This window comes from Tenuifilum thalassicum, from assembly GCF_013265555.1.
Lineage (GTDB): Bacteria > Bacteroidota > Bacteroidia > Bacteroidales > Tenuifilaceae > Tenuifilum > Tenuifilum thalassicum.
On the sequence record NZ_CP041345.1, the window covers coordinates 368,414 to 389,981 of the forward strand.

A 21,568-nucleotide genomic window follows, 5' to 3' on the forward strand; every position below is an offset into this window, starting at 1 on the left:
AACGCTGTAAAATTAGTATAATTTCCAAAGCAACAAAGAAAAATACCTTAAGGTAAAAGTTGCTTAGGCATCAAAAATAGAATTTTAAGTTACTGATTGCGGGATAAAAATGTTAAATAATACGAACTCTTAAAGCTGTTCACTTGTTTTACCAAAGCGTCTTTCCCTTTTTTGGTAGTCGATAATGGCTTTGAAAAAGTCATCTTTAGTAAAGTCGGGCCAGAGAACGGGTGTAAAATAGAGTTCGGCATAGGCTAGCTGCCAAAGTAAAAAGTTGCTTAACCTTAGCTCACCGCTAGTTCTAATTAATAAATCAGGGTCGGGTATGTTTGCTGTGTCAAGATTCTCAGATATTGTATTTATTGAGATATCTTCAGGATTAAGATCGCCATTTTTAACGCTGTTTGATATTTTTTTTACAGCCTCGGTTATTTCGTAGCGTGCTCCATAGTTTAAAGCTAGCACAGTGGTAATTGTTTCGCAGTGTGCTGTTTTCTCTTTTATATCGATTAATTTCTTTTGTACCTCTTTGGGAAGTTTAGTAATATCACCAATGGTAAGAACCCTGATGCCATTCTTTAAGAGGGTGTTCATCTCGGAGTTGATGGTTTCTACAAGAAGGCTCATTAAAGCATCCACCTCGCTTTTTGGGCGATTCCAGTTCTCTGTTGAAAAGGCATAGAGAGTTAGATATTTAACCCCGATTTCACCTGCTGCTTCTGTTGCTGCTTTAACGGCATTAACACCATTGCGGTGTCCAAAAATTCTTTGATTTCCTCTCTTTTTTGCCCAGCGTCCATTACCATCCATGATAATGGCTACATGTTTTGGAACTCTAGTCTTATCAATTTGTTCTTTAAGTGTCATGATTGTTATCGATATGCGGGGCAAATATAATTGTTATTTGGGAGACGATAGGTATAAACCAATCCAATAAATGAAAACCAATCGTTGTTGAGAAGTAAAGCTTTACGTCCGTCGTCAGGTGAACTATAGTCGTCAATCATGTCATAAAAAGTTTTATGGAGCCGCCATTCAAGGGCAAAAGTGTGTCTGTTTCCAGGTGCGTATTTAATACCACCTCCAAATGGAATGTGTAGAATGTAAGCAGTTTCTATTTGTGCAAATCCTACCCCTAAATTCACATAAGGCGAAAGTTTCTTCTCTCTTTGGCTAACAGGTTTTATAGAGAAAAAGTTAAACTCACCCATGACTTCAGCACCTATAATTCGTTTAGAAAACGAAATGTTAGGGTCTGGAATAATGTTTGCGTTACTTGAGCTACCATTAACAACAGCATAAGCCCCAGATGCACGTATAGAGTAGTTGGGTGTAATGTTGTAACGAAAAATTACGCCCAAAGAGAACGATGGGCTGTAAAGAGGCTTTACTTCATTGAACTCCCCATAGTAGTAGGATGCACCTGCTTGAATACCAATATCACGTTTCTCTTGTGCGAATGACGAGAAAGCATTGAAAAACAAGAAGAACATCAATATAACAGAATGGCTAAATTTCATCAGAATCTCCAAAATGATTTTTTTAGAAGTTTATGATAAGGAATTTTGTAATAAATGCTAAGATTAAGAGTATAATACATGTCGTTAAACTTTGAGTTAACAGAGGAGAACCCATCGAGATAATCCGTAGTAGAGTATTTTGCTCCAAGTTCGGCACCAAATTGGAATCTTGGCAAAAATTCATATTTACATCCGATTCCAAATGGAATAATTAAACTTATATGCTTTGAATCATCAATCTCTTTTTTTGTACTGCCATCGGGGGGGACTCTCGAAAGCATAGCATCGTTAACACTTGTGTTAAAGAATAAGCCGCCAACACCAAGAAAGACATAAAGGCTAAAAGGTTTATTGATATGCCTCAATCCTCCCCGCAGGTCCATAATACTGTAATAGTAGTTTTGGTTGCTTTCTGGTATGATGAAGTAAAGTCCTTTTGCTGCAATTTCGGAACCAAAGGTTGAGAAACGATAACCTCGAGAGCTATAATAAGCACCATCATCGGTGTTGCCAAGGAAGCCTGTATTTACTGTTGCTTGGGTAGTGATGAATGAGTTGATCTTAAAGCTTATGCCACCACCGAATCCACCTCTTAGGGCGCGTAAACGAAAATCCTTGATGCTTGTAACAAACCCGCTCCCAGCAGAATTACCAACATCTCCAAAATAATGGTTAATTGGAAGGTTAATGTTGATATCAATTCTATTCTGCTTCCAACTTTGCCCAAATAGATGGAGGTTTATTATCATCCCCAATAATATGATAGATACAGACCTCATTTCATCATATTAAATATTTTAAACAAAGATAAGAAATTTAAAATAAAACGTTTAAATGTGTTTTTTGTTGTGAACGTTAATTTCGTTTATCCATTCCCCAAAGTAGTTTGCTACGAATGGTCCTGTAAAAACTTGTGCCATCTAAGCATATCACATTTGCTTTAAAAGGGGCTTTTCTTAAACTTAGTTTTACGGGGATAGGCAATTCAAGGTTTCGAGAGTCTAAAGAAACAATAACACTCCCCTCTCGTCCCGATACCTCTATATCAATATCGTTGTCGTCGGGAATGACAAGTGGTCTAACTGTAAGATGGTGAGGGGCTATGGCAGAAAGCAAAAAGGCGTTAAGGCTTGGCGTTAGAATTGGACCTCCAACACTAAGTGAGTATGCTGTTGAACCAGTTGGAGTTGAAACTATTAATCCATCGGACCAGTAGGTTGTGAGGTATTCGTTGTTAATGAACGTATTAACATGCAATAGGCTGCTAACCGAGTTTCGAACAACAAAATCGTTAAGTGCGTAAGGAAATGGGTTGAAAAGGTTATCTGGTGAAATTAGCTGTAGCATGCTTCGTTGCTCAATTTTATATTTTGACGCCATTAGCAAGTCGATAGAATTGTCGATTTCGGGAATAGAGGTTGATGCCAGAAACCCGAGTCTGCCAAAGTTTATGCCCATAATTGGTATTTCCATATCCTGAACCAATGATATGGAATCAAGGAATGTACCATCGCCTCCCAAACTTATTAGAACATCAGTACCTTTAAGTTCCGAGGGATTGCGAAAGGTGTCCTGGTAGTAAGGTGTAAACGATAGATTTATACTGATGTAATCGAGCAAGGGTAGATAAATTGTTACTTTTACCTTATATTTTTCCAGGGCTGCAAATAAATTTTTGGTAGCTTCGGCAAATTCTGCATCAATAGCTTTTCCGTATACTGCTATGGTCATAATTTAAATGTCAAGGAATTTGAAGAAATAGTCTAATCTATCGTTTAACAAATCTGTTTCATCATCATGTTTCATATAGGCCCCAAGCACATTAAAATTGTATCGTTGGAATGTTTGCTTAATAGAAGTAACATCAGTAACGTTTAGCTTTATGGTGAGTTCCATTTGCGTAGAGTTCGGATGGGAGGTTACGTAGGCAGCAAGGATTTTTGCATCGTTCCCCTCTACTATCTGGCAGATTTGAGCCATGCTGAAATCATTTGCATTCATTTCAAGTACAATAATGCCCCCTGCGTTTTTTAACGCGGAAAGGTCTGCAAAATAGTGTAAAAGCTCCATGAGGGTTATGACACCAAGGTAACTTTTATCGTAGTCTAGTACAGGTACAAGGGAGAGTTTTAGACGAGAAAGCACATTCATAACCTCAAAAACATGCTGATCTTCTAAAACATATGGACGCAACAGGGAAAGTTGATGGTTGCCTAAAGCCTCCTCTGGCATGTTAAGGTCATAAATGTCATTTTCAGATATTAGGCCAAGAAATTCCTTATCATTAACTATTGGCAGATGCGATACTTTAAAAACATCCATCCAGTTAAGAGCGGTTATTCCGGTATCGGATGTTTTTAGTGGGGGGATTACATCCGAAATCATATCCTTGGCTAACATCATTCTTTTAAAAAAGGATTACTTTTGTACAAAATTAGATTAAATTAAAAACAATGACCAGATTAAGTGTAAATATAAATAAAATTGCAACGCTGCGCAATGCTCGAGGCGGAAATATTCCCGACGTGCTAAAAGCTGCAGTGGATTGCCAGCGGTTTGGTGCTGAGGGGATTACTGTGCATCCACGTCCCGACGAGCGGCATATCAGATATCAGGATGTGAGGGATATTAGACCCATTATAACCACTGAGTTTAATATTGAGGGGTATCCATCGGAATCATTTATTGAGCTTGTGCTAAGTGTTGTCCCGCATCAAGTAACCCTTGTTCCCGATCCTCCTGATGCCCTAACTTCTAATACAGGTTGGGATACAATTACCAATAAGGATTTTCTTAGGAAAATTATTGCAAGGTTCCAAGAGCATGGTATTAGAACCTCTATCTTTGTAAATCCTGAACCTGAGATGATAAAGCATGCAGCGGATACTGGGACAAATAGGGTGGAGCTATATACAGAACCTTATGCCTCAAATTTCCCTAACAACCCCGAAAAGGCGATAGAGCCCTTTGTAAAAGCAGCTATAGCTGCCAAAGAGGTTGGGCTTGGGCTAAATGCTGGGCACGATCTAAATCTCGACAACTTGAACTATTTTGCGAAGAACATTCCAAATCTACTTGAAGTCTCAATTGGCCACGCTTTAATTTCCGATGCTTTATACTTTGGGTTAGAAAATACAATTCAAATGTATTTGCGTAAGCTAAGGTTTTAATGGAACTCTTTTACCGAAGATTAGGGAGCGGAATCCCTGTGGTTATTCTACATGGACTGTATGGTTCATCCGATAACTGGATGACTATTGCCAAAAAACTGTCTGATAGGTATGAACTTATCCTACCCGACCATAGGAATCATGGGCAAAGTCCACATAGCATTTCTCATACCTATCGCTCTATGGTTGCTGATTTGAATGAACTTTTAAACAAATTAGAGTTTAACAAGGTAAATCTTATCGGTCATTCAATGGGGGGGCGTGTTGCCATGAAATTTCAGGCAACATTCCCTGAAAGAGTTGAAAGGATGGTAATTGTTGACGTTGCTCCGTGGGATTATTACCCAGAAGACGAATGGTTTAGGGCTTCTTATCAGGAACACATGCGTATTATTGAAGCATTGATGGAAATGGAAGTTGATAAGATAAAAACCAGGAACGAAGCCGATAAGTTTCTTGCAGATAAGGGATTAAACAGCAGGCTAAGGAGTTTTTTGTTAAAAAACCTAAAAAGAGGTTCGGTTGGTTTTCACTGGGCGCTAAACCTGTCTGTCATACAAAATAACTTAGAGCATCTTCTTCTCGGTGTTAATGTTGATAGGACTGCAGCATCAAAGGTTAAGGTGATGTTTATTAAAGGTGAACAATCGAATTATATACCTAAAGATCAACTTGTTCGGTTAAAAGAGTTTTTCCCTAATAGTGAGCATGTAACCATACCAAAGTCGGGGCATTGGGTTCATGCTGAGCAACCTCAACTATTTATTGACCATGTTACACGTTTTTTAGGTTAATCGCCTGCGCGAACAACATTCTCGTCGGCTATTAATGGCATACCGTTATACTTTAGTAGGAGCTGTGCAACAGTTAGGGTATCCTTTTCGCAATAGGTAACAATCCTTGGCAAATCGTTTTGCTCATAGTAGCAAGTTGCCACTTCGCTTCCGTCAATATCGTCCTTTGGTGATTTAATCCCAAATATGTAAGCTAAAAGGTTAAGCGAAGTGTAGTGCTTGTAATCTCCAAATTTCCATAATTCCATGGTGTCAAGAAATTTAACCTCCCAGGGTTTTTTCCCGGCCACGTTAAGTATCTGTGGAATTTCAATGCCATTTACAAGCATTCTTCGAGCGATATAAGGGAAATCGAACTCTTTACCATTGTGGGCACAAAGGTTGAGGTTTGGCATTTGGGTTGAAAACGTTTCTAGCATTTTGCCAAAATCCCTCAAAAGGGTTTTTTCGTCATCACCATAGTAGGATTTAACTCTAAAGGAGGCACTTCCATTAGAAAACACAATGCGACCTACAGAAATGCATATAATTTTACCAAATTCGGCGTAAATTCCGGCTCTATCGTATAATTCATGGGGTTGTTCCTGGTTTTTGGCTAATGAGTTTGCCTTTCTATCCCACAGTTTTTTAAACTCGTCGGGCATTTGGTCGTATTGGGCAAACTGCGGTACCGTTTCAATATCCAGAAATAGGATCTCGTCGAGTTTAACATTAGTAAGCATGGCTACAACAAGTTATGTGTACGTAATGTTTTTTCTATAGTAGTTGTGAGTATGTTGATAGCAACGGAGTTGTTACCTCCCTGAGGGACAATGATATCGGCATATCGTTTTGTTGGCTCAATGAACTGGAGGTGCATGGGTTTAACCGTTTTCTCGTAGCGTTCAAGTACCTTATTAACTGAACGACCGCGTTCTACAATATCTCGGGCAATCACCCTTGAAAGCCTGTCGTCGGCATCGGCATCAACAAACACCTTGATATCCATCAGATTCCTTAACTCCTCTGAAGTGAAAATCAGAATACCCTCAATAATTACAACGTGCCTTGGCTCAATTCTTACAGTTTCTTTTGCGCGAGCACATGTAAGGTAAGAATATATGGGTTGCTCAATAGTTTTTCCCTCCTTTAAATCTTTAACATGTTGAACAAGGAGTTCAAACTCTATGGAGTCGGGGTGGTCAAAGTTTATCTCCTGACGTTGCTCAAGTGGAAGGTGTGAGCTATCTCTATAGTATGAATCTTGAGGAATAACCACTACCTCGCCTTTAGGAAGCAGGTTAACAATTTTATTTACAACAGTGGTTTTACCAGAACCTGTACCACCCGCTATGCCAATTACCAACATTTTATCGACTTTTAATGTTACCTTTGCAAAGGTAACAAACAGGTTTACTTTTTTAAATAGTATTCATAAAATTCTTATTGAAATGAGTAGTACGCTTTATCCTTTAAAGTTTGAACCAATCTTGAAGGAACGCATATGGGGTGGGAAAAGATTAGAGACCGTTCTCTCTAAAAAACTTCCTGACTCAGATAAAAAATATGGCGAGAGCTGGGAAGTTTCTGGAGTTGCTGAAGAGAATTCGATAGTTAGGAATGGCTTTTTGGCTGGGAATACCTTAAATGAGCTGGTTGAAGTTTACATGGGCGATTTAGTTGGCGAAGAAATATATGAACGATTTGGCGATGAGTTCCCCTTGCTTGTAAAATTAATTGATGCATCAGAAACTCTATCAATACAGGTCCATCCTAACGATGATGTTGCAGAGGAGAGGCACCATGCATATGGTAAAACAGAAATGTGGTACATTCTTGATGCTGAACCCAATTCAAAAATATATACTGGTTTTAAGGATACAATAACAAAAGAAGATTATCTAAAGGCTCTTGAAGATGGTAAAATAGATGAGCTACTTCACGTTGAAACGCCTAAAAAAGACGATGTTTTTTTTATACCTGCAGGCAGGGTTCATGCCATAGGTAAGGGGGTGTTGCTTGCAGAGATACAACAAACATCTGATGTTACTTACCGAATTTTTGATTGGAATCGTGTCGATTCTCAAGGAAAATCCAGAGAGTTACATACCAATTTAGCAATAGATGTAGTTGACTTTAATAAGGTGGAGCAGCCAAAGTTTAGCGTTAAAGCTGAGATTAATAAGACACAAGAACTTATCTCATGCCAATATTTTACGGTAAACAGAATCAAATTTCAGAATCCGCTTCAGCGCGATTATAATCTTTTAGACTCATTTGTAATATTCCTGTGCCTTGAGGGTAGCTGTTCAATCATTTACGGGTCTGGGAAAAGTGAACAAATAGATAAAGGAGAAACAGTACTTCTACCTGCTGAACTTAAAGATATTATTTTAAAGCCCAATGGAACTTGTTCCTTACTTGAGACCTATATAAGATAGTTTTAGTAGTTTCATTGCTAGGAATATAGTTGCTTTTCATCATCTAAAAACGATTATTCATAAAAAAGGCATGAGGTTTGCTAATAATGGATTTGCCTGTAAGGATTTATTTTTTTATCTTCAACTGATTTTTTATTTTGATGGATAACGTAATTTATTTCATAAAATCAACCCTAGCAAATGAAATTGCATCAAGTGGTTTCCCCTTAATATATAAGGGGGAGATGAACCACCAGATTATGCGATCGTTTGCGTTTATGGCCAATCGGAAAATTGCAGAGATGAAAATCCCAACTGCAACCCGTAAGCGCGTTTTTCATATCATGATAGAGTGCCTGCAGAATATTACCAAACATTCTGACGACTACGATGAAAAGGAGAAACATATTGGGAATGGTTTATTTGTAGTAGGGAAGGAACGCGATAGCTTCTACATTGTTACAGGAAATCTTATTCGAAACGATAAGGTATCCATGCTAGAACAAAGAATTGAAAAGCTTAACAATGCAACACCATCGCAGCTTAAAGAGATGTTTATGGAGCAAATGGTTCAGGGTGAGATAACTGAAAAAGGTGGTGCTGGGTTAGGTTTGATTGATATTGCCAGAAAATCAAAACGCAAACTATACTATCATTTTGTTCCATACAAAAATAACCGCCATTTCTTTATTTTAGCTGTTACTATACCCATTACTGATGAAGAGGATTAATTGGTAAATATTTTTACACAATTAGGTATGGTATTTGTAATTTTATGTTTGTTTTGTACTAAATTTGTAATGGTGTAACTTTTTGTAACTATAACTCCCATGAAAACAATAAAAATTCTTATAATTTTTTCCATCTCCTTTTTCCAAGTTATAAATGCTCAGACTATTACTGAATTGATGAGCAGGGATAAGATTGTTCATAATAAGATTGAGTCAATTACTCAGTACACTCATAGATTCGTTAACAATAAAGTTTCTCCAAAGGGCTATAAATCCGTTCAAACTTTTTACGACAAAAAAGGAAATATTATAAAGGTTGAAAATTTTAAGCCCAATGGCACTGTTGCATCTCGTCATCTTTATAAATACGATAAAAACAATCAGAAGATAGAGTACATGCAGTATCAGTTTTTATCTAATGGGAAGTTTGGGCTTTCATTACGTCAGGTTTTTTCCTATGACTCGAATGGAAATAAGAAAAACGAAATTGGTTATGATGGAAGAACCACCTATCGCATAGAATACAAGTATACTCCAGAAAACAAACCGTTGGAGATAATAAAGTACAGCTCAAACAATAAGGTTTCTGATAACTGGAAGTATGAATACAACGGAAATAGTGTAACAATATACATTTACGAAAAAGAAAACTCTTTAAAAAGAAAAATTGTAAGAGTTTTAGATAACAAAGACAGAGTTATCGATGAAAAGAACTTTACTTCTGCAGGTAAAGAGTTAGGTAGAACCGTTACTACTTACAACGGCGAAAATGTTGCATCAAAGCTAGAGTACTATGCTGGAGAATTAAGAGCTAGGTATGATTATGTGTATGACAAAAGCGGACAACTTGTTGAAGTGTATTTAACTGAACCAGGGAAGAAAAAACTTTTATATCGTTCATATAAGTACGATGATAATGGTAATCTGCTCGAAGAGAAGTGGTACGAAGATGGAGCAGCAGATTATTCACGCAAAGGTTATAAGATAGATAACAAGGGAAATATTAATGAAGTTGATGCATTTTATTCCGATTATAATTATAGGGTAGTATATCGTTATACCTATACTTTTAGATAGATTTAATGCTTTATTAAGCAAGGGCGTATAATTGATTTTAGATGCCCTTTTTCGTTTTAGAAGTATCTATATAAGGGGAATTGTGTTTTTTGTGCATATCTCTGTTGTTCATGAGTTAAATAATCCTCGAAGTTGCCATCTTTTTAGGAAATAATGATTTCTAAATTGATATATGCTTTCCCTTTAAATAGAGTTAACGTTCCTTCTGAGAGATTTTAATCCACACTATGACCATCATTTTATTACTTTCAAATAAAATAGTTGTTAGATGACCCCTAATTAATTGTTTTGAATTCAATAATTTAATATCTTGCTTCTGTTTTAAAAGTAATGCGAAGTGAAGTGTTTTATTAAGTTTCTAGTCCTGTTCTTAAGTTTACCTGTTTTTGTTTTCTCATCAAATGATATTGGGCAAATCCCAATTGTAAACTTTCATCATAGTCAATATAATGGGCATTCTCAGAGTTGGGCAATTGCTCAGGATAAAAGGGGGATGGTATATATTGCTAATAATGTCGGTGTTATTGAATATGATGGAACTGAATGGCGGCATATCTCAATAAACAATGCCCTTGCAAGATGTTTGGGTTTAGATAGTAGCGGAACTGTTTGGGTAGGAGGTCAGGATGAGTTTGGTTATTTAGCTGCCGACTCCTGTGGTTTGTTACGATACGTTTCCTTAACATCATACTTGCCAGAAGAGCATAGTAAGCCTGGACTGATTCGACAAATTTACCCTACCAAAAACTCCATCTATTTTTCTTCTTTTGATGCCCTATACCGTTTAAATAAAGACAATTCAATAAGTTTCTGGGAGCCTAAGACTAAGTTTCACCGCTCCTATTTTATTGATAATATTCTTTTTATTAATCAGCGAGATTATGGCTTAACCTACTTAAAGAATGATTCTTTAGTAAAAGTTCCAGGAACAGAGATTCTCGGAACACAACTTGTTTATACAATTCTTCCCTTTAACTCCGAATACTATTTGGTTGGAACGCAAAGGAATGGGTTCTATTTGCTTAAGAAACAGGCTCTATACTTGAAAAATGTTCCTAATGATTTTCAATCGTTAATTCCATTTAAAACATCAAACGATGATTTCTTTAGACACAATAGGGTTTATAATGGAGTTGCGCTTGATAAAAACCATTGGGCAATTGGAACCTATTCAGGAGGGGTGGCTATTATTAATAACCTTGGTAAGATAGTAAGGAAAATTAGCAAGCAGAATGGACTCCAGGATAATACTGTTTGGTTTTTATACAAAGATAACGTTGGGAATATCTGGATGGCATTGAATAATGGTATATCTTTTTCACCTTATATATCTCAGCTTACAAGTTGGACCCATAACGAAGGCATTAGCGGTGTTGTTCAATCGGTTGTTAAATTTAGGAATAAAGTCTACTACACCTCGAACACGGGTGTTTATGTTAGAAAAGACTCAGGATTTATTCCGATAAAAGGTATAAACGATTTATCGTGGGGGCTATTCATATACCAAGGGAATGATAGGAAAGAATATCTGATTGTAGGTACATCAAGTGGAATTTACCAGATAAATGATAGCACAGCAAATTTAATAGCAAAGTCGAATGTTGCTGCATATTCATTTGAAGCATCTCATTTCTTTCCTAATATTATATATGTAAGCATGTATGATGGGATTGGAGTTATTAAGGAGGACAATGGAGAGTTCAATTTTCTTGGGTATCTGCTTAAAACGGATTATGAGGTTTACAAATTAACGGAAGACCTTAATGGAGATATTTGGTTTACTTTAAGATATCAGGGGATGGGTTTTTTAGATGTGGTTAATCCATACCAGTTAGTTGCAGAGGGTTACAGGCAGTATAAATTACCGTATAACCCAAAATGCGATGATATTTCGGTAAATTTCATAAGTGAGAAGATACTTGTAAGCTCCGAAAAAGGACTTTCAAGTTATAATAAAGAAACAGATTCTTTTGAACCAGACTCCCTTCTTGGAACTCAGTTTACTAATGGAACCACAGGTCTAAGGATATTTAATCAGGATAGAAGGGGAGATATCTGGTTTGAATCGTATGTTTTTTCTGCAAACAGAAAATTGGAAAGAGCAACCTTAGTTGCTAAAAATAAGTACAGAAGAACACCTGCTCAGTTTTCATTAATGCCAGAAACCATTTTCTTTGACGTTTATACCGACAGTATTGGTGTTACATGGATCGCATCAACCGAAGGTGTTTTTAGGTTTGATCCTAATTCAGAATTTAAAAGCATCTTCCCGAGAGTTTTTATTCGTAAGGTGACTATTAAAAACAGGAAACTAGTTTATGGTGGTTGCAATCCAGCAAAAGGGGACTCTCTTGAATTCCAGCGAGATGTAGCCTCTTTGCAAACAACTTTTAGCATACCCTACACTTCGAACGATTTAACATTCACTTATACATCGCCATATTTCCTACCAAATCATAAAATGCTTTACTCCTATAAGCTTGAAGGATACGATGATGATTGGAGTGAATGGTCTTATAGCCAGGTTAAGGAGTATACTAACTTGTCTCCAGGAGAATATAGGTTTATGGTTAAGTCAAGAACCATGAACGATATTGAAAGCCCTATAGAATTCTTTGATTTTCAGATAGAATCGCCATTCTATCTAAAATGGTATGCATTTATCTTTTACATATTACTGCTAGGTGTTTTAGTGCTGATTATTGTAAGGGTCAATACAAGAATTTTGAGAGTTTCAAATGTGAAGTTACAGCGGCTGGTTGATGAGCGCACAAAGGAGCTAAAAGAATCTGAAAGAGCTTTAACCGAGAAAACCATACTACTGCAGCAACAAAAAGAGGAGATCTTGTCGCAGCGCGACGAGTTGGAGGCTCGTAACCATCATATAAACGATAGCATTCAATATGCAAAAACAATTCAACAAGCAATACTACCAGATTTAAACAATGTCTTTGCTAACGAATTTGATCATTTTCTTATTTACCTTCCCAAAGAAGTGGTTTCTGGTGATTTTTACTGGACAGTTCCAGTTGGACCCAAAAGTCGACCCAATGATAAACTGTTTATCGCAGTTGTTGATTGTACTGGTCATGGTGTTCCTGGAGCGTTTATGTCGCTTATTGGTAGTCGGTTGCTTAGCGAGATTGTTTTAGAGCGTAAAAATCACAACCCTGCAGCAGTGCTAACAGAGCTAAATACGGAAATTAACCGTGCGTTACGTCAAGATGTTAGTGAGAGTTTTGATGGAATGGATGTGGCTCTTTGCTTAATAGAGCGCAAAACTGACAATGCTTTTGTAATTACATTTTCTGGTGCTAATAGGCCCCTTTATTACTTTACTAGTGGCGATAACATGATTCAAACGATTAAAGGGAATCGTAAGTCGATTGGGAGTATGCTACCTGATGTTGACCAGGAATTTACAAACTGGCGCATAACTCTACATCCAGGAGACATGCTATTCATGGCGACAGATGGTATCGTCGATCAGAATAATCAATTTAGGAAGAAGTTTACATCCTGTAGGTTACATACAGTTTTATTATCCGCTAGTAATCTGCCTATGAGTGAAATGGCAAGAATCCTACTCAGCGAGTTCAACAACTTTAAAGGCGATGAACCTCAACGCGACGATATTACTGTGCTAGGTTTAAAGTTGAAATAGTATTTGCTTATTACTTGCTGTTACTTTCGCCCATTCCAATTACCTGATAATCGGTAACGGAAAGGGTTTTTGCTTCATTTTGATTAAACTCCTTTACCCAGAAATCGGCTCTAGCATCTGAATCGGCATCTTTAAAATGCATTTCAAGTATTGTACCAAGGGTGTAAGCGAGCCCTCCACTTGCCATTAGCTGCATCCCATTCATTTGCCCAAAAGCATCTTTATAGTTGTATTTTATGTCATTGGTTGCCCATATCTCTGAAATACCTTCTGGGGTTTGGTAAACGTATTCTTTACAAGTGTATCCAAGTATGTTTTTGGTTTTGCCTGTTGGCTTATAGTACATGTTTATGTTATCGATTTCATCGTTATTATATGATTCTTCATTTATTTGCTCTGCCTCTATTTCTGTTGAATCGGGTTGTATTTCTATGGCAAAACCTGATTTTTCGACATCTTTATCGTTTAACACGAGCATAACATTGTTTTTATAGTCGAATATAAACAGTGCCTTTTCTTGCTGGTTTGTTTCATCATTTACGCCTTCAAGCTCCATGGCGAAGTTTTTTGAATTTTTATCAAAGTAGAAGGTATATGCTCCCTTATTAATCTCGGTTGAAGCAGAATCTTTTGACTCAAAATAGGTTTTCATGTTCGATGTGAAGTTGTAAACGGGATCAAATTTTACATTTTTAAATCCCATTAATCCCATCATCTTTTGCTGCATGATGCTATTTGTAGGGGATTTGCGTGGTTTTTTGTTGCTATTTTGATCTGTTTGTTCTTGTTCGTTTTGGGTTTGCTCTGATTCATTATTTTTTAAGCCCTTTACAACTGCTTTTTTGGCTTTTTCTTTCAGGAAATTGCCAATTTGTGCTTTTGTGTTTAACGAAAATAGTAGACAAGTTATCAATGTTAGGGCTGATATTCTTTTCATCGCATTTAGTTTTTGATTTTATGCAAGTTAATAAATAATGTTTCGTGAGTCAATTCAATTGCATGCTTTAGAGAAATTTAGAATTTAATGTAGTTAAAATATTTAAGAATCATTTGAGAAAATTTTTAAGTAGAATTAAGTCAAGAAGATAGGCGTAGAGTCTGATTAGTTCTTTAATGATTATTTATCTAGAATTTCACTTGAATAGTAGCAAAAATTTACTCTCCATTACCTAGTAAGTCGATATACACAGGGAGGTGGTCGCTAAAGCCGCCATGATATTTGAATCCAATAAAGGTTCTGAATGGGCGATAGCCAGTATAACGTTTGTCGGGTTCCAGAAGGAGCTTATTGTCAAAAACCGATGCATTTGATGGATTTGTGTTTAAGTGATGCCCTTTTTCAAGAAGACTGTTTGATACAATAATTTGGTCAATCATTCCCCAAGTACCTTGGTACTTGTAGCTTCCAAATCCTCTACTTTTTAGCATAGCTGAGAGATTTATCAAGCCAGATTGGCATTCAGTGGTTAGATGTTCACATGCGCCAAGTGTTTCAACTATTGGTTTGCTTTCGGGTTCATCGTTAAAGTCACCTATAATAAGAATACGCGCGGTTGGGTAAAAAATTTTAATCGAGTCTACTTTATCCCTTAACGTAATAGCTGCGGCAATTCTACCACTTTCCGATTTAAGTTCCCCGCCGTATTTAGAAGGCCAATGATTTACGAAAACATGAAGCGTGTCGTTGCCCATCAAACATCGGGCATAAACGATTTCGCGAGTTGAGCGAGAAGAGTCATCGGGGAATATTACCCGTATAAACTCTCGCTCTTGAACTTTAACTTTATTTGGTCGATAAATTAGGGCAACGTCAATGCCACGTTTATCTGGCGATTCACGGTGAATAATCCTGTATCCAAATTTGCTTAATGGCGTTTCGTTTACTAGTTTATGCAGCACAAAACCATTCTCAATTTCGCATAGACCTACCATTACAGGTGGCTCATAACCACCAACAGCCATTATCACCTTATAAATGTTATTAATTTTACGCTCCATTTTATCCCAGGTCCAGTGGCGTACTCCTGTTGGAGTAAACTCATTATCGAGCTTTAAGGAATCGTCAAATGGGTCAAATAGGTTCTCAACGTTGTAAAACATTATTCTATATCGAGGCTCAGTGTTACTTTGACCATACACCGAGAAAACAGTAATAGATAGGAAAAGGAAAACTAAATATTTGAATAATGGTGGTACTCTCATCATACTTACTGGATTTTATTCAATCCTTTCAAAGGCTCCTATATCAGGCTTTCCATCGTTAAGCCTATTTTCTCCATTTAAATCAATTGGGAATCTATTTGCGATATCAATATTTCCAATGTCCTTGGCAGGGCTTAAGGTATCAAGTTCAAAACACCAATCTTCGATATTTTTAAACTTTGGATTATCTCTTGTTGTTCGGGTAAAGTGCAAGGGGTTGTCGAGATTGAAATCCGTAGGGACTTTTAAAATACAATCGGTAAACGAGTAGTTGAACTCTGCGCTTACAGGTTGCCCATTATACATGTAGTCCAGACCAATTTCGTTTGAAATGCTGCCGTAAATGATTGAGTTAAAGAATGATGCCTCAGTTAGGTCTCGAGGGATAACCTGTGTGGGACTTTCTTCTGATTGCTGGTAGGTGTAGTAGTTATTAAGAAGGAGTGCTGGTCCTTTCCTGAAGATATAGTCGCCCCAATAGTTAGCAATGGTTGAATGGTAAAACCTATACTCGCCCCCCAGTGTTAGTGCTACACAGCTGTAGGCCGAGTTGTAAAAAAGGCAGTTATCAGCTTCAACTTTCGCTCCACGACCTAAGAATGCAACATAACTGGCGTTCCCAATTTTTGAATGCGATAGTGTTAGTGTGGGAGTTCCTGGTGTAACACATGTATCAACAATAAGTCCAATAACAGCATTTTTAATATCGGCCCATTCAATTACATTTTCTTTTGAACCAGCAGCCAGCCAAACACCAGACCATTGCCCACCTTTATCGGCATAAAAATCCTCAAGCCTGTCGCCTTGCATGGTTACCTGGTTATCGAAAGTCCCCAAAACTTTTAATGTGCCAGATACTACAAGTTGAGCATTGTTGTGAAAGGAGAGCCTAGTACCAGCCGGAATGGTAAGAGTAACATTGGGCTTTACGTATAGATAGTTATAAATAAGGTGAGGCTTGTTGGGCTGTAATACAGAGTCTGTTGTAACAGTGGTAGAGTTGTATAGGTAAACATCTTGTCCCCAGGCCACAAGTTTAACATCTTGTATGTTTGAGTTAGTTGTAAATATTATGGAATCGGGAATTAGCAAGGGTGCATCGGTTTGGTTTGGGTCGATAGTAACCTCAACAAAAACAAATAGGCTGTCGTTGGAGCGGAGAGGAATGTCATTTACAACGGGCCCAGGTCTTCCGTCAACATTTATTCTGTATGGAGAGCTCTCACCACCTGCTAGCTTAATCTCCGAAATTTTAATGTCTCGTTTACTTTTATTGTAAACTTTTAGGTATCGAGTTGAAGAACCAATTGTTGTAAATACAGTATCGAAAAGAATGGTATCGCTACTAAATGAGAGCTTTATTGAGGGGTCGGATGTAAACCGTTCCTGTTCACACGAAAAAAGAAGAAGAACCGAAAGTGTTGCAAAGAAAGCGCCATTTAGTAACTGTTTAAGCATTTGTTCTTGTGGTTTGGTGATGATTTATGTTAATTTATTATTTTTGATTATCTTGTATGCAAATATACTTTAACTAAAATGAAGGTCAAGCTATTCGTCCCAATTTTAATTTTAACTTCTGTTCTTATGTCATGTAAACAACGGCAAAAAGTCGATTTAATTATTACCAATGGAAATATTTATACTGTAGATTCTTCTTTCTCAGTTGTTCAAAGTATTGCCGTTTCAGATGGAATAATTTTAGCAACAGGCTCAAACGATGATATTCTATCAGCCTATAAATCGGAGAAGGTCATTGACCTTGATGGTAAATTTGTTTATCCGGGTTTTATTGATGCTCACTGCCATTTTCTGGGATACGGATTAAATTTAACACATGCTTGGTTAGGGAATGCCCAATCGTGGGATGAGGTTGTTGAGCGTTTAAAAAGTCATTATGAGGCGAATCCTACAGAGTGGGTGCAAGGGCGTGGGTGGAACCAAAATGAGTGGAGCGTTAAAGAGTTTCCTACTAACGATTTACTGAATAAGGTGTTTCCAGATACTCCCGTTTTTATTGTAAGAATCGATGGGCACGCTGCAATTGCTAACGAAAAGGCTCTTAAAATTGCGGGGATTACCTCTCAAACCGTTGTTGACGGAGGCGAGGTTTTAACCAAAGATGGAAAGCCTACGGGTGTGTTGGTTGACAATGCAATGGAGCTAGTTCGAAAACATATTCCAAAACCTGATATGAAGGAAAAGACGCTGGCATTAATAAATGCCCAGAAAAATTGCTTTGCAGTTGGGCTAACTGGTGTGCATGATGCAGGGCTTGATGCTGATGAGGTTGAACTAATCGATTCATTGCAAAAAGAGGGTAAGCTAAAAATGCGGATTAATGCCATGCTAAATCCTACTATCGAGAACTATGAAAAGTTCATAAGTAAAGGAGTATGTAAAACCGATTTCTTAACCATTCGCTCAGTGAAAATCTATGCCGATGGTGCATTGGGTTCTCGAGGTGCGCTATTGTTAGAACCATATAGCGATGATTCAGGCAACAAGGGTATTCAGGTGGTTGAAACTGAGAAACTCGACTCGGTTTGTGCAATGGCTTATAAACATGGCTATCAGGTTTGTACGCATTGTATTGGCGATGCAGCAGTTAGGCTCATGCTCGATATTTATAGTAAATATCTACCTAAAGGTAACGATTTGCGCTGGAGAATAGAGCATTCGCAGATTGTTAATCCTGAGGACCTGCCTCGATATGGCGAGTATTGTGTTGTTCCTTCTATTCAGACAACACATGCTACATCCGATATGTTTTGGGCTGTTAATAGGCTCGGTAGCAGGATTAAATATGCCTACGCATATCACGATTTGCTGGAACAGAATGGGTGGCTCCCCAATGGAAGCGATTTCCCCATTGAGGATATAAATCCGCTTTATGGTTTTTATGCTGGGGTAGCCCGTAAAAATCTTAAAGGTGAGCCTACGGAGGGTTTTCAGATGGAGAATGCATTATCCAGAGAGGAGGCTCTAAGAGCAATGACATTTTGGGCAGCCAAATCGTGTTTTGAGGAGAATAAAAAGGGCAGCATTGAACCAGGAAAGTTTGCCGATTTTGTAATACTTGATGTTGACCTACTAAATTGTGCTATCAACGAGGTTGTAAACGCAAAAGTGGTAAAAACAATTATTAACGGTGAAGTAGTATACGAAAACTAGTGCCATGGATGTAGAAATAGTAAAAGCCGATAAGCGCAATCTGCTTGAAGTTCTTTACATTATTAGAGAATGTTCAAGGCAACTACTTGAAAAGGGGGTAAAGTACTGGAATAACAGTTTAGCAGATTATGTTGAAATAGAGGAGGATATTGCCTCGGGAAGCATTTTTGTTGTAAAAATAAATCATGTAGTTGTAGGAACCATTACACTAAAAGTAGTAGATGAAGGTCAAGCGGTTCTTATTGATAGGCTTGCAATATATCCTGCATATCAAAAAAAAGGATTGGCTCAGAAGCTTATAGAGTTTTCCGTAAATTATGCCAAAGAAATAAATGCGAATAAAATTTTTGGTTACATACCTGTTGATGATAAGAACTTAACTCAGCTCTTGGAACAAAATAATTTTAAAAGAAAAGGAGATGAGTTTACACCTCCCAAAGGTTTTGTGCTTATATCGTACGAATATTTATTTAATGGTTAAGGTTTTTCTTCTAAAAGTACATTTGAAATAATCTGATATAAGCTATCTGCTTCTATTGGCTTAGTAATAAAACCAGTACATCCCATTGCTTTGGCAAGAGCACGTTCATTGCTGAAGGAGTGGGCTGTTTGAATTATAATAGGGACGCTATAATTTATTGACCTTATTTTCTTAAGGGCATCATAACCATTCATTACAGGCATTTTGATATCCAATAAAATTAAATCGATGTTTGGTTGGGAATGAAAAATTTCAACAGCCTCTAAGCCGTTATGGGCTTCCAGAATTTGTATATCAAAGTCTTTAAATAATGTTTTTATGAAAAACATGCTATTGGGTTCATCCTCTGCTATCAGAATGGTTTTCCCTTGTAGGTCTTTTTTAAGCTGATTAAGGTTAATTAGTTGTTTACTTATGTTGGTTTTCCACGATTCCTGGTTTAATGGCATGACAAAGTAGAACTTTGAGCCTGAGCCAACTTCTGATTCAAGCCAGATTCTACCACCTAAAAGTTCGGCAAGCGATTTGCAAATGGATAGTCCCAGTCCTGTTCCCCCGTATAGTTTTGTGGTATTTGTTTCGGCTTGACGGAACCGTTGAAATATAATTTCTTGTTTATCCTTAGGAATGCCAATTCCTGTATCCTTAACAAAAAAGACAATTTCTGTTTTATCCTGGTTTACCTCGTAGCCAAACTCAACGCTTCCTTTTTCGGTAAACTTAAAGGCGTTGCTTATAAAGTTCGATAGAATTTGGCGTACTCGCATTCTATCGGAGTTGATAATAGCTTCAGAATCGGGAAGCGAGGTTGAATAGGTGAAAGAAATTCCTTTTTTGGCAAATTCTGGGTTCGCATTATAGAAGAATGTGTAAATCTCATTTAAAAGGGTGTTGATGTTGAAAGGTTCAGGGACGATGGTTAGCTGTCCAATATCGATTTTTGAAACATCAATAATATCATTGATAAGGGTAAGTAGATGGTCGGCACTAGTAGCTATTATTCCAAGGAATTTTTCACGGTCTTTAGCAGGAGTATCGGGAAAGTTGCGAAGATATTTAGCAAAACCAATAACTCCATTCAACGGTGTTCTAATTTCATGGCTCATGTTTGCTAGAAAAGCCGATTTAAGTCTGTCGCTTTCCTCCGCCTTCTCTAGAGCTTCAACCAGGGCTTTTTCGTTTTCAATACGTTCAGTAATGTCAGTTGCAATTCCTAGCACACCGATTAGTTTGCCTTCTGGCGAAGTCAATTTTTGCTTGTGAATCCTTAATGTATGTTTTAATCCATCGGTAAAAGTTACTTCTTCTGTTACTTCTATTGGTTCGTCTGATTCTATTGCTTTCTGGTCGCTTAGTCGGCATTGCTCCAATTCCTCCTCTGTCATGGAGAAGTCTGAAGTTCCATAGCCTATGTTGTTGCTAAACCATGCATTTATTATGGGATAGTAACCATCAGGGCTCACAATCCAAATGCCAATAGGAGCATTATCAACTATAGATTTTAGAAGAAAGCCTTGGTGCTGAATTTCCTGTTCTCTTTCTTTTTTTTCGGTAATATCTTTAATAGCACTTATCAGCCTAAATAATTTTCCCTGGCTATCAAATTCTGGATAAACGGTGTTGTTAATCCAGTAGGTGTTTCCATTTTTGGCAATAATTCTAACTTCAAAAGATACTTTTTGCCCTGTTTTCAGTCGCTCAACTGACTCTTGGTAAATATGTACATCATCGGGATGTACTATTTTAGCCCATTTCTCAAAAGTATCTATTTCGACAGGCGTATAACCGTATTTATCAATTAGATTAGTGCTGAGCCATTCCCTATTAAAGGAACCATCAGGATTAAAGGTAAGAATTGAGGCAGCATCGGTAGTAAGTGAGGATAGAATTTCAAAGTGTTCCTTTTTTCTACGTAGCTCTTCTTGAGTGCTAAAAAGTTCAGTAATATCTTCTACTATCCCTAAACCACCTTCGATTTTGCCTGTAGTTGGATTGGTTAATGGGGTGGTTTTAAGAAGTATGAAAAGTTGCGCATCGCTCGTAGTTGCTTTATATGGACCGCGATATAAGCCATTTTTCCCTTTGAGAGCATCATGAATGGCTGGCAGTACCGATTGGTCTTTTAGCTCATTCATGTTAAGCCCTACCAGCAGCTCTCTTTTTGATTTTAGTATTTCAACGAAGATGTCATTACATTCTGTAATGACAGCATCTCCATTATACTGAAAAATTCCTATGGGCGATTTTTCAAATATAAAGCGATACTTAAGCTCACCATCATATTCGAAATTATTCTGAAAGTTTTTGTTTCCTAGATTGTTAGAAGCCATAGAAAAAGTTTCGATTTTGCGTAATATAC

General features: G+C 37.4%; 19 protein-coding genes. 8 read left to right on the top strand and 11 right to left on the bottom strand.

The annotated features are described in order from the left end of the window. Positions 1-129: 129 nt before the first annotated feature. The 5 genes from FHG85_RS01575 to FHG85_RS01595 all read right to left on the bottom strand — a co-directional run bounded on the left by FHG85_RS01575 (position 130) and on the right by FHG85_RS01595 (position 3,923). On the bottom strand, positions 130-867 hold the full coding sequence (locus tag FHG85_RS01575; protein WP_173072523.1) for an isoprenyl transferase: 738 nt from the start codon (positions 865-867) through the stop codon (positions 130-132). Positions 868-872: 5 nt separating this feature from the next. Beyond that, entirely contained in the window at positions 873-1,532 is a 660-nt protein-coding gene (locus FHG85_RS01580) for a DUF6089 family protein (RefSeq protein WP_173072524.1), read from the bottom strand. After that, positions 1,520-2,299, bottom strand: a complete 780-nt coding sequence (locus tag FHG85_RS01585) for a DUF6089 family protein (protein WP_173072525.1) — start codon at positions 2,297-2,299, stop codon at positions 1,520-1,522. Before FHG85_RS01585 ends, FHG85_RS01580 begins: the two co-directional genes overlap by 13 nt. A gap of 76 nt (positions 2,300-2,375) precedes the next feature. Then, positions 2,376-3,251 (bottom strand): NAD kinase, encoded by an 876-nt coding sequence (locus FHG85_RS01590; protein ID WP_173072526.1) that lies wholly within the window; start codon positions 3,249-3,251, stop codon positions 2,376-2,378. 3 nt (positions 3,252-3,254) lie between these two features. Beyond that, positions 3,255-3,923 carry a CBS domain-containing protein gene (locus FHG85_RS01595; protein WP_173072527.1) on the bottom strand — a complete coding sequence of 223 codons (669 nt, stop codon included), beginning with the start codon at positions 3,921-3,923 and terminating at the stop codon, positions 3,255-3,257. 50 nt (positions 3,924-3,973) lie between these two features. Here FHG85_RS01595 and FHG85_RS01600 point away from each other — a divergent pair, with 50 nt between their 5' ends. Then, a complete protein-coding gene (locus tag FHG85_RS01600) occupies positions 3,974-4,690 on the top strand; it encodes a pyridoxine 5'-phosphate synthase (RefSeq protein ID WP_173072528.1) in 717 nt (238 codons plus the stop codon). After that, complete coding sequence (locus FHG85_RS01605; protein ID WP_173072529.1) at positions 4,690-5,484, top strand: alpha/beta fold hydrolase; 795 nt, start codon at positions 4,690-4,692, stop codon at positions 5,482-5,484. The genes FHG85_RS01600 and FHG85_RS01605 overlap by 1 nt, the downstream gene beginning before the upstream one ends. On the opposite strand, the gene FHG85_RS01610 is transcribed toward FHG85_RS01605, so the two are convergent. Next, entirely contained in the window at positions 5,481-6,206 is a 726-nt protein-coding gene (locus FHG85_RS01610) for a 3'-5' exonuclease (RefSeq protein WP_173072530.1), read from the bottom strand. The two genes, FHG85_RS01605 and FHG85_RS01610, sit on opposite strands and share 4 nt — an antisense overlap. Positions 6,207-6,208: 2 nt before the next feature. After that, the gene (udk, locus tag FHG85_RS01615) at positions 6,209-6,832 is read right to left on the bottom strand and encodes a uridine kinase (RefSeq protein WP_173072531.1); all 624 of its coding nucleotides are present in this window, start codon (positions 6,830-6,832) and stop codon (positions 6,209-6,211) included. A gap of 82 nt (positions 6,833-6,914) precedes the next feature. Between udk and FHG85_RS01620 the strand changes: the two genes are divergently transcribed. From FHG85_RS01620 to FHG85_RS01635, 4 genes are all read left to right on the top strand, one after another. Then, positions 6,915-7,904 (top strand): type I phosphomannose isomerase catalytic subunit, encoded by a 990-nt coding sequence (locus tag FHG85_RS01620; RefSeq protein ID WP_173072532.1) that lies wholly within the window; start codon positions 6,915-6,917, stop codon positions 7,902-7,904. Positions 7,905-8,044: 140 nt separating this feature from the next. Continuing rightward, entirely contained in the window at positions 8,045-8,614 is a 570-nt protein-coding gene (locus FHG85_RS01625) for a SiaB family protein kinase (protein WP_173072533.1), read from the top strand. 99 nt (positions 8,615-8,713) lie between these two features. Beyond that, positions 8,714-9,691 carry an FHA domain-containing protein gene (locus FHG85_RS01630; protein ID WP_173072534.1) on the top strand — a complete coding sequence of 326 codons (978 nt, stop codon included), beginning with the start codon at positions 8,714-8,716 and terminating at the stop codon, positions 9,689-9,691. A gap of 337 nt (positions 9,692-10,028) precedes the next feature. Beyond that, positions 10,029-13,355 (top strand): SpoIIE family protein phosphatase, encoded by a 3,327-nt coding sequence (locus tag FHG85_RS01635; protein ID WP_173072535.1) that lies wholly within the window; start codon positions 10,029-10,031, stop codon positions 13,353-13,355. Between the two features lie 10 nt (positions 13,356-13,365). Here FHG85_RS01635 and FHG85_RS01640 read toward each other — a convergent pair whose 3' ends face one another. The 3 genes from FHG85_RS01640 to FHG85_RS01650 form a co-directional block, all read right to left on the bottom strand. Beyond that, positions 13,366-14,292, bottom strand: a complete 927-nt coding sequence (locus FHG85_RS01640) for a DUF4412 domain-containing protein (RefSeq protein ID WP_173072536.1) — start codon at positions 14,290-14,292, stop codon at positions 13,366-13,368. 218 nt (positions 14,293-14,510) lie between these two features. Next, entirely contained in the window at positions 14,511-15,560 is a 1,050-nt protein-coding gene (locus FHG85_RS01645) for an endonuclease/exonuclease/phosphatase family protein (RefSeq protein WP_173072537.1), read from the bottom strand. A gap of 12 nt (positions 15,561-15,572) precedes the next feature. Further along, complete coding sequence (locus FHG85_RS01650; RefSeq protein WP_173072538.1) at positions 15,573-17,015, bottom strand: hypothetical protein; 1,443 nt, start codon at positions 17,013-17,015, stop codon at positions 15,573-15,575. Positions 17,016-17,141: 126 nt separating this feature from the next. Here FHG85_RS01650 and FHG85_RS01655 point away from each other — a divergent pair, with 126 nt between their 5' ends. Further along, on the top strand, positions 17,142-18,728 hold the full coding sequence (locus FHG85_RS01655; RefSeq protein ID WP_220429220.1) for an amidohydrolase: 1,587 nt from the start codon (positions 17,142-17,144) through the stop codon (positions 18,726-18,728). Positions 18,729-18,732: 4 nt separating this feature from the next. Next, positions 18,733-19,209: a GNAT family N-acetyltransferase gene (locus tag FHG85_RS01660; protein WP_173072540.1), complete on the top strand. Its 477-nt coding sequence runs from the start codon at positions 18,733-18,735 to the stop codon at positions 19,207-19,209. Here the strand turns inward: FHG85_RS01660 and FHG85_RS01665 are convergent. Further along, complete coding sequence (locus FHG85_RS01665; RefSeq protein ID WP_173072541.1) at positions 19,206-21,539, bottom strand: PAS domain-containing hybrid sensor histidine kinase/response regulator; 2,334 nt, start codon at positions 21,537-21,539, stop codon at positions 19,206-19,208. The genes FHG85_RS01660 and FHG85_RS01665 overlap by 4 nt on opposite strands. Positions 21,540-21,568 lie beyond the last annotated feature (29 nt).